Source organism: Methylobacterium goesingense, assembly GCF_022179225.1.
Lineage (GTDB): Bacteria > Pseudomonadota > Alphaproteobacteria > Rhizobiales > Beijerinckiaceae > Methylobacterium > Methylobacterium goesingense.
The window spans coordinates 20,812-29,878 of sequence record NZ_BPQL01000022.1 but is presented as its reverse complement, the minus strand read 5'-3'; the positions used below and the strand labels follow the sequence as shown (position 1 = coordinate 29,878).

The window sequence follows — 9,067 nt, the reverse complement described above, 5'->3', positions numbered from 1 at the left end:
GGTGCTGGCGGTGCTCGGCCTGCTCTACTGGGCCATCACCATGTGGGAGGCCGGACAGGCCACCAACGGCCAGGTGGTGCTGGTCTGCACCTTGGGCATCCGCATCCTCGCCGCGACCCGCGATCTCGCCGTGGCGCTGGTCGACGCGACCCAGCACACCGCCCGCCTCTCGGAGGCGCTGCACACCCTGCTGCAACCGCACGATCTCATCGACCACCCGGAGGCAGAGCCCCTCTCCGGCAGCACGGGCGCCGAGATCACCTTCGACCACGTCGCCTTCGCCTACCCGGACGGGCGCGGCGTCTTCACGGATTTCGACCTCGTCATCCAGCCCGGCCAGCGCGTCGGCCTCGTGGGCAAGTCGGGAGGCGGCAAGTCGACCCTGTTCTCCCTGCTGCAGCGCTTCTACGACGCGCAGGGCGGCCGCATCCTGATCAACGGCCAGGACATCCAGCGGGTGACGCAGGAATCCCTGCGCGAGGCCATCACGGTGGTGCCGCAGGACGTCTCGATGTTCCACCGCACCCTGCGGGAGAACATCCGCTACGGCCGACCCGACGCCTCGGATGAGGACGTCTGGAAGGCGGCCGCGGCGGCCCATTGCACCGACTTCATCGAGGCTCTGCCGGAAGGTTTCGACACGATCGTGGGCGACCGTGGCGTGAAGCTCTCCGGCGGTCAGCGCCAGCGCATCGCCATCGCGCGGGCCATCCTAAAGGATTCGCCGATCCTGCTCCTCGACGAGGCGACCTCGGCCCTCGACGCCGAGTCCGAGGAGGCGATCCGCCACGCGCTGGCCAACCTGATGAAGGGCCGCACCGTGATCGCCATCGCGCACCGGCTCTCGACCCTGAAGGATTTCGACCGGATCGTGGTGCTGGAGGGCGGCCTGATCATCCAGGACGGCTCGCCGGACAAGCTGACCCATCTCGACGGCTTCTACCGCGAGCTGATGAAGAAGGAATCCATGTCGATGGCGCTCGCGGCGGCCTGACGCGCCGAGCACGTCGCGGCCCGGAGGGGCCTGCCCTTGACCTGGCGGATCTCGGGGTAGCCCGAGATCCGAGCGCCGCTTCAGTTGTGCGACTGGATGAAGTTGCGCACCAGCGGGTAGGTCTGGCTCTCCCACTTGCGGCCCGAGAAGACCCCGTAATGGCCGACACCGGCCTGGAGGTGGTGGCTCTTCATGTGATGGGGCAGGCTCGTGCAGAGGTCATGCGCCGCCATGGTCTGGCCCACCGCGCAGATGTCGTCCCGCTCGCCCTCGACAGTCATCAGCGCGGTCTTGCGAATGGCCCCCATGTCGATGGGATTGCCCCGGTAGGTCAGCTCGTTCTTGGCCAGGGTGTAGTCCTGGAACACGGTCTTGACCGTCTCGATGTAGAATTCCGCCGCGAGGTCGAGGACGGCGAAGTACTCGTCGTAGAAGCCCTCGATCTGCTGCGCCTTCTCGGTCTCGCCATTGGCGAGGTGCCAGAACAGGTCGGCATGGCCCTGCATATGCCGCTTGGCGTTCATGGAGACGAAGGCCGAAACTTGCATGAAGCCCGGATAGACCCGCCGCCCTGCGCCCTTGTGGCGGTCCGGCACGGTGGCGATCAGGTTCTTCTCGAACCAGGCGATCGGCTTCGAGGTGGCGAGGTGGTTCACCGAGGTCGGCGAGATCCGGCAATCCACCGGGCCGGCCATCAGCGTCATGCTGCGCGGGTGGGCCGCGTCCTTGGAATGCGCCATGACGGCCGCGGCGGCGAGAGCCTGCACGGCCGGCTGGCACACGGCGACGAGATGCGCGCCCTCCCCGATCACGCCGAGGAACTGCACGAGGTGGTCGACATAGTCGTCGAACCCGAACGGCCCGGCGCTCAAGGGCACGTCGCGGGCGTTGTGCCAGTCGGTGATGTAGACGTCGTGGTCGGGCAGCAGCGTGCGCACCGTACCGCGCAGCAGGGTCGCGAAGTGGCCCGAGAGGGGCGCGACCACGAGGACGCGCGGCTGCACGGTGTCGACGTCCTTCTTGAAGCGCAGCAGGGTGCCGAACGGCGTGGCGAAAGCCGCCTCCTCGGTCACCGGCACCTCGCGGTTCCCCACCGTGACGCTGTCGATGCCGTAGGCCGGACGCGCGAAGGTGAGGCCCGCACGCATCATCATCCGGGCGCCGGCCGACCACCAGTTCAGCGGCTCCCGGTAGCCGGCGGCAGTCCAGGGCGAGACCGCGTCATGGACGAGACGTCCCCAGGCTCGGGTCTGGGCAGCCAGATCCGACTGGGCATCGAAAGCACGATAGAGCATGCAGCCCGAACTCCTACGCGAACGGTCGAACCAGAAAAACGTCCGCGACGGACGGGTGCGCCGGCTGGGCCGACGACGGGGCGCTACGCTGCGGCAGGGCGGCGCCTGACGCAACGGGCCTAACAAGTGATATCCTGCGGCTGTTGTGCGGATACATCACAAGGACAGGAACACACCGTCGGCCGGATGACGCGCGGGATCCGGAGTTCCCGAGCGCGGAAGGGACTGTTCAACCCGCCGCGCCTGAGAAAAGATCCCTTGGGGCCGCGATGCGGATTACCGAGCACCGGAATCATTTTGCAGGCTCGCGCGTGGCATGAGTCGGCGCGGCATGAGTCTTGGATCGCGATCTGGCCGCGCGAGCAGGCCTCGATCGCTCGAATGTGAAGACCATCAGGGGGGACCATGCCTGCGGCGACACTGACCATCTCCAGCCGAAACTATTCGTCCTGGTCGCTGCGCGGCTGGCTGGTCTGCCGGATGGCGGGCCTCGACTTCGAGACCGAGCTGCTCTCCGGCAACGACGCCTCCACCCGGGCGGAGCTGCTGCACCTTTCGCCCTCCTTCCTCGTGCCCCGCCTCGTCCACGGCGAGATCATCGTCTGGGATACCCTGGCGATCGCGCAGTACCTCAACGAGATCCGGCCGGAGGCCGGGTTCCTGCCCCGCAACGCCGTCGCCCGCGCCCATTGCCGCTCGATCGCGGGGGAGATGCATGGCGGCTTCATCAACCTGCGCTCGGCCCTGCCGATGAACCTCAAGGCGCGCCACACCAACTTCAAGATCTTCAACGGCGCGCGGGGCGACATCGAGCGGGTCATCACCATCGTGGACGAGTGCTTGTCGCGCTACGACGGCCCCTTCCTGTTCGGCGAGACGCCGAGCCTCGCCGACGCGATGTACGCGCCCGTCTGCACGCGCTTCCGCACCTACGATGTCGCGCTCTCGCGCAAGACCGCCCTCTACCGCGACACCATCCTGGCCTGGCCGCTGATGGAGGAATGGGCGGCCGAGGCCCGTCGCGAACCCGACGAGATCGAGGAACTCGACATGGAGTTCTGATCCGCGCTGCCGGGGGCTCGACGGTCAGGCGGCGGCGCGGGTGCCCGGGTCGACGGCGGGGCTCGCCGGGGCGCCCGCCACGGCTGCGGCGCGCGGCATTTCGATCCGCGCGCTCAGGCCCCGTGGCGTGCGGTTGCGCAGGGTGAGCCGGCCCTCGTGCGATTCCACGATGGCGAGCACGATCGACAGGCCGAGGCCGAAGCCGCTCGCTGTATCGAGGTTGCGCGCCCGGTCCCCGCGCACGAAGGGCTGGAGCATGGCGTCGCGCTCCCCCTCCGGAATGCCGGGTCCGTCGTCGCTGACCTCGACGGCGACGCCGCGTTCCGTCTGGGTCACCGAGAGGCGGGCGCCGCCGCCGTACTTCACGGCGTTGTCCACGAGGTTGACGATCGCCCGCTGCAACTCGTCCGGACGTGCCTGAACCAGCACGTGGCGCGTTTCCGCCACCCGGACGTCGGCGCCGATATCGGCGAACTCGTCGGCCACCGTCTGCACGACGGAGGCGAGGTCGACCAGGGTCTTGACGCCTCCCTCGGGGGCCTGCCCGTCGCGCACGAAGGACAGGGCCGCTTCCACGAGGCCGTTCATCTGGTCGAGGTCGCGCAGGGTCATCGACCGGGCATGCTCGTCCTCGATGAACTCCGCCCGCAGACGCAGGCGGGTGATCGGGGTGCGCAGGTCGTGGCTGATGGCGGCCAGCATCTGGGTGCGGTCGTCGATGAGGCGGCGCACGCGGGCGCGCATCCGGTCGAGGGCCCGCGACACCGCGACGACCTCACGCGGGCCGTTCTCGGGCAGGTCGACGAGGTTCATGCGGGTACCGAACACGTCGGCGGCCTCGGCCAGCCGGGCCAGCGGCGCCGTGAGCGCCCGGGTCGCGTAAAGGGAGATCACCGATACGACGACGGCCAGGAACACGAAGGTGAAGATGATGGCGCCCTGCCGCATCGGGGGCCTGTCGTCGTCCGGCACCAGGGCCGAGAGCCGCGCGCCGCCGGGCGTCTCGATCCCGACCTTGACACCGACGGGCGCCTCCGCCGTGCGCGATCCCCCCCTGAGGTCGGTGATCGCCAGGGGCCGGGCGAAACCGTCGCGCAGGCGCTGGACCATCGGATGGTCGGAGATGCGATCCCCGGCCTCCGGCGCCGCGGTGTCGGCGGGCTTGCCGTCCCACGCTTCCAGGCGAAGGGTCGGCAGCATCCGCGCCGCATTGGCCAGCAGGGCGGGCCGGTCGGCCGGACTGGCGCCGTCGAGGAGGCGCGTGACGGTGGCGATGCGCGTGGCGGCGACGCCGGGATGGTCGTCGGGCCGCCAGGGCTCGCGCAGGGTGAAGAACGCGAGGGTGGCGAGCGCGTGGGCCACCACGACCGCCGCCACGATGAGGAGGGCGATCTGCCCGGCGACGCTCGACGGACCGAGGGCGCGCAGGCGGTTCCAGCGGGCCCTCATGCGCGGGAGACCTCGGGCGTGAACAGGTAGCCGCCGGACCGGATGGTGCGGATGATCTCGGGGTTGCGCGGGTCCTGCTCGATCTTCTGGCGGATGCGGCTGATCAGGACGTCGATACTGCGCTCGAACGGCCCGGCGGCCCGCCCCTGCGTCAGGTCGAGGAGCTGGTCGCGGGAGAGCACCCGGCCGGGCCTGAGGCAGAGGGCGTGCAGCAGGTCGAATTCGGCCCCCGTGATGGCGATGCGCGCCGCCTCCGGGCTGAGGAGCTGGCGCAGGGACACGTCGAGGGTCCAACCGAGGAAGTGCAGGCGGCGCACGCCCTCCTCTGCCTCCGCCTCCGTGCCCGAACCCCGCCGCAGGATGGCGCGGATACGGGCCAGGAGTTCGCGCGGGTTGAACGGCTTCCCGAGGTAATCGTCGGCTCCGATCTCCAGGCCGATGATCCGGTCGATCTCCTCCGCCTTGGCGGTGAGCATGAGGATCGGGATGCGGGAGGCGGCGCGCAGGCGCCGGCAGAGGCTGAGGCCGTCCTCGCCGGGAAGCATCAGGTCGAGCACGACGAGATCGACCCGAGCATCGGCCAGGATCCGGTCCATGGCGACGCCGTCCCCCGCGAGGCTGACGCGGCACTCGTTCGCCCGCAGGTAGCGCGCCACGAGGGCGCTGATCTCGCGGTCGTCCTCGACGAGTAGGATATGGGGGTGGGTCGTACTCGTCTGCGGCATGGTCCCGAGCATCGCGGCTCCTCGCGCATCCGGGAAACCCCGGCGCGGATTGGTCGACGGACGATTATGCGCCCTCCCGACCCCGGGGCGAAGGGCCGCTCCCGCAACGATTTGTAAACGGCTGTTTCGAGCGCGCCGCATCGGAAACGGCCCGAAACACACGAGCCCGGCCCCGGCAATCCGCCGGCACGGATTGCCGGGGGACGCGCCGATTCTTATGTCGGTGCGATGGCGCCGGTCTCGTGACCGTCACGGATGGCGGCCGAATTCCTTCGGGAGACGACGATGGAAGGCTCCAAGATGCATGGTTCGAACCGGCTGTTCGACGATTTCGCCCGCCTGATGACCGACGCCGCCGGGGCCGCCCAGGGCGTGCGCCGCGAGGCCGAGACGGTGTTCAAGGCCCAGGTCGAGCGCCTGATCCGCGACATGGACATCGCCTCCCGCGAGGAGCTCGACGTGCTGCGCGACCTCGTCTCGGCGCTCCGCACCCAGAACGACACCCTGGCAGCCCGGGTCACGGCGCTCGAGGCCAAGCTCGGCGCGGACGCGCAGGCGGGCGCGAGCGAAGCGGTCTGATCCGGGCCCCTTTTCTGGCCGATTCCCTGGCCGATTCGCGGGGCTCCAAGGCCGCCGCGCTTGTGCACAGGAAGGAACGGTGGACGGTCGCTTTCCTGTTCACCGGCTCACCGACCCGCTTTGAAACAGGAGTCCGGCGCGGTCTATAGTGGGTCATGACCTGATTCGCCTTCGACCCGAGCCGCCCTGCACCGAACAGAATCGCCGTGTTTCGCCCATCCTCGCGGGCGTGACTGGCACAGATCCGGATCATGGTGGCTCCGGTCGTCCGTCCGACGCTCGCAACGACTTCGCCGATCCGTCACGGATCGACAAACTGGACCGCCATGACCCAACTCCACATCGAAGATCACGACCGGCACGAGCATCCCCTCGACATCGTCGAGCGCCTCGCGTCGCTGCGCGACTGGATCTTCGACCGGGCCGAGACCGACGAGATGTCGGTTTCCGTCGCCGGGCGCTGGGCCGATTACCACGTCGCGTTCACCTGGATCGAGGACGTGGAGGCGCTGCACGTGGCCTGCGCGTTCGACCTGAAGGTTCCTGAGCGCCGGCGCACCGAGATCCTGACGCTGGTCTCCCTGGTCAACGAGCAATTGTGGGTCGGACATTTCGACCTGTGGTCGACGGACAACGTGGTGATGTTCCGCCACTCGCTGCTCCTGACGGGCGGGGCCGCGCCGACGCAGGGCCAGTGCACGATGATGCTGAAATCGGCGGTCGATGCCTGCGAGCGCTACTATCAGGCGTTCCAGTTCGTGCTCTGGGCCGGCAAGTCTGCCCGCGAGTCCCTCGACGCCGTGCTCTTCGAGACCGAAGGCGAGGCGTGAGCGCGTCCGCCCCGGCCTCAGGCGCCCTCCCCGCCTCCCTCACCCTCGTCGGCGCCGGCAAGATGGGGGGCGCCATGCTCTCCGGCTGGCTCTCGGCCGGGCTGGATGCCGGCCGCACCACGGTCCTCGACCCGCAGCCCTCCCCCGAGATGCAAGCGCTCTGCGCGACGCGCGGGATCGCGCTCAACCCGGCCGAGCCGTCCGTGTCGGAGGTTCTGGTGCTGGCGATGAAGCCGCAGGGCCTCGAGGCCGCCGCCCCGGGGCTCGCGTCCCTGATCGGACCGGACACGCTCGTGATCTCCATCCTGGCGGGCAAGACCATCGCCAACCTCCGCGACCGCCTGCCCGGCGCCCGTGCCATCGTGCGGGCGATGCCCAACCTCCCCGCCAGCATCGGCCGGGGGGCGACCGGGGCCGTCGCAAGCGCGGAGGTCGAGGCCCGACAGCGGGCCCAGGCGGACGCGCTCCTCGCGAGCGTCGGCTCGGTGGAATGGCTCGACGACGAGGGCCTGATCGACGCCCTCACCGCCGTCTCGGGCTCCGGCCCGGCCTACGTGTTCCTCCTTGCCGAGGTGATGGCGCAGGCGGGCACCGCCGCCGGCCTGCCCGCCGACATGGCCGCGCGCCTCGCCCGCTCCACGGTCTCGGGCGCCGCCGCCCTCCTGGAGGCCAATCCCCGCGAGGCCGGGCTCTTGCGCCAGGACGTGACCTCGCCGGGCGGGACCACGGCGGAGGCGCTGGCGGTGCTGATGCGCAGCGGCGGCCTGCCGGACCTGATGCGCGAGGCCGTGGACGCGGCGCGGCGCCGCGCCGGCGCTCTGTCGGGCTGAGCCGGACCTAACGTTCCGCCATCGCGACACTACATGGGGAGCGAATTGGACGAGGATCGCACGACCATGGCCAAACGCCCCGGCTCTCCCAAGCCCGAGACCCACGAGACCGCCACGAACGCCGTCAGCACCGAGGTGGCGGCGGGCGGGACGAAGCCGTCCCCGCGCGAAGCGGCCGTCGAGGCCCTGATGCGGCTCGCGGCCGAGCAGCCGTGGAACGACATCGAGGTGGGTGACATCGCCCGGGAAGCCGGCCTGAGCCTCGCCGAACTGCGCGACCTGTTCCCGTCCAAGGGGGCGGTGCTCGGGGGCCTCTCGCGCATCATCGACCGCAAGGTCCTGGAGGGCGACAATGCGGACCTCGCCGACGAGCCGACCCGCGAGCGCCTGTTCGACGTGCTGATGCGGCGCCTCGATGCGATGACGCCCTATAAGGACGCACTCCGCCGGATCTCCTACGCCCTGCGCGGCGACCCGCTCTCGATGCTAGCGCTGAACGGCGTCGCCTTGAACTCGCATCGCTACATGCTCGCCGCCGCTGGCATCAACACCGAGGGGCCGCTCGGCCGCCTCAAGCTCCAGGGCGTGGTCATCGCCTTCGCCCGCACGGTCGAGGTCTGGCTCGACGACGACGACCCGGCGCTGGCCCGGACCATGGCGCGCCTCGACAAGGAGATCCGCAACGGCGAGCGTTTCATGGAGCGCGCCGACGACGCCCGTCGCCTCACCGCGCCCTTCCGGGCGCTGGGCCGTTCGCTCCTCGACCGGGGCGGACGTGCGCGCCGGGCACGCCACGCGGCGGACGAACGCAACGAGGATCGGGCAACCCCCTCGGCGGCGACCCGGCCGCGGCCATCTGAGACCTAACCCGGATCGGCCGAAATCTGCACCGGCCGGTCCGTCTCCCCAAGGTGGATCGCGAGCCAGATCGTCGGCCGGTCCGGGTCGGTGAAGGTGACCCGGTGGGTCATGCCGGCCGGAATCATGCGGTGGTCGCCCGGCGCCAAGGCCGTCTCGACGCCGCCCATTTCCAGCCGCGCCGCGCCAGCGAGGAGCAGTACCCACTCGTCATGGGCCTGCCGATAGGGCCGGTCGACCGGCGTGATCTGCCCCCGGGAGACGATGCGCTCGATCCGGCATCCGGGCCGCGCGAGGAGGTCTGTGAACACCTCGCCCGCCGATGCATCGGGCAGGTCGGCGAAGACGTTGGCGGCGGGGGTAACGGGGGCCATCGGCTCTCCTCGACTTCGGCGTTGAGCCCGACATATCGCGCGGATGCCGCGCCGGTTGAACGGTCCGGGCC

At 70.1% G+C, this 9,067-nt stretch carries 10 protein-coding genes; 6 read left to right on the top strand and 4 right to left on the bottom strand.

The window, feature by feature from the left end:
• On the top strand, positions 1-994 hold a 994-nt coding region (locus tag MFF30_RS05325; protein WP_238277496.1), incomplete at its 5' end, for an ABC transporter ATP-binding protein.
• Between the two features lie 80 nt (positions 995-1,074).
• Here the strand turns inward: MFF30_RS05325 and MFF30_RS05320 are convergent.
• On the bottom strand, positions 1,075-2,289 hold the full coding sequence (locus MFF30_RS05320; protein WP_238277486.1) for a polyhydroxyalkanoate depolymerase: 1,215 nt from the start codon (positions 2,287-2,289) through the stop codon (positions 1,075-1,077).
• Between the two features lie 405 nt (positions 2,290-2,694).
• Between MFF30_RS05320 and MFF30_RS05315 the strand changes: the two genes are divergently transcribed.
• Positions 2,695-3,351 (top strand): glutathione S-transferase family protein, encoded by a 657-nt coding sequence (locus MFF30_RS05315; protein WP_238277484.1) that lies wholly within the window; start codon positions 2,695-2,697, stop codon positions 3,349-3,351.
• 24 nt (positions 3,352-3,375) lie between these two features.
• Here MFF30_RS05315 and MFF30_RS05310 read toward each other — a convergent pair whose 3' ends face one another.
• Positions 3,376-4,800, bottom strand: a complete 1,425-nt coding sequence (locus MFF30_RS05310) for an ATP-binding protein (protein WP_238277482.1) — start codon at positions 4,798-4,800, stop codon at positions 3,376-3,378.
• A complete protein-coding gene (locus tag MFF30_RS05305; protein WP_373320843.1) occupies positions 4,797-5,537 on the bottom strand; it encodes a response regulator in 741 nt (246 codons plus the stop codon). The genes MFF30_RS05310 and MFF30_RS05305 overlap by 4 nt, the downstream gene beginning before the upstream one ends.
• Positions 5,538-5,825: 288 nt before the next feature.
• Between MFF30_RS05305 and MFF30_RS05300 the strand changes: the two genes are divergently transcribed.
• The 4 genes from MFF30_RS05300 to MFF30_RS05285 all read left to right on the top strand — a co-directional run bounded on the left by MFF30_RS05300 (position 5,826) and on the right by MFF30_RS05285 (position 8,631).
• A complete protein-coding gene (locus MFF30_RS05300) occupies positions 5,826-6,104 on the top strand; it encodes an accessory factor UbiK family protein (RefSeq protein WP_238277507.1) in 279 nt (92 codons plus the stop codon).
• Between the two features lie 326 nt (positions 6,105-6,430).
• Positions 6,431-6,934 carry a type III secretion system chaperone family protein gene (locus tag MFF30_RS05295; RefSeq protein ID WP_238277472.1) on the top strand — a complete coding sequence of 168 codons (504 nt, stop codon included), beginning with the start codon at positions 6,431-6,433 and terminating at the stop codon, positions 6,932-6,934.
• Complete coding sequence (proC, locus tag MFF30_RS05290) at positions 6,931-7,764, top strand: pyrroline-5-carboxylate reductase (protein ID WP_283205862.1); 834 nt, start codon at positions 6,931-6,933, stop codon at positions 7,762-7,764. Before MFF30_RS05295 ends, proC begins: the two co-directional genes overlap by 4 nt.
• A 66-nt stretch (positions 7,765-7,830) precedes the next feature.
• Positions 7,831-8,631: a TetR/AcrR family transcriptional regulator gene (locus MFF30_RS05285; RefSeq protein WP_238277470.1), complete on the top strand. Its 801-nt coding sequence runs from the start codon at positions 7,831-7,833 to the stop codon at positions 8,629-8,631.
• On the opposite strand, the gene MFF30_RS05280 is transcribed toward MFF30_RS05285, so the two are convergent.
• Positions 8,628-8,996, bottom strand: a complete 369-nt coding sequence (locus MFF30_RS05280; RefSeq protein ID WP_238277469.1) for a cupin domain-containing protein — start codon at positions 8,994-8,996, stop codon at positions 8,628-8,630. The two genes, MFF30_RS05285 and MFF30_RS05280, sit on opposite strands and share 4 nt — an antisense overlap.
• Positions 8,997-9,067 lie beyond the last annotated feature (71 nt).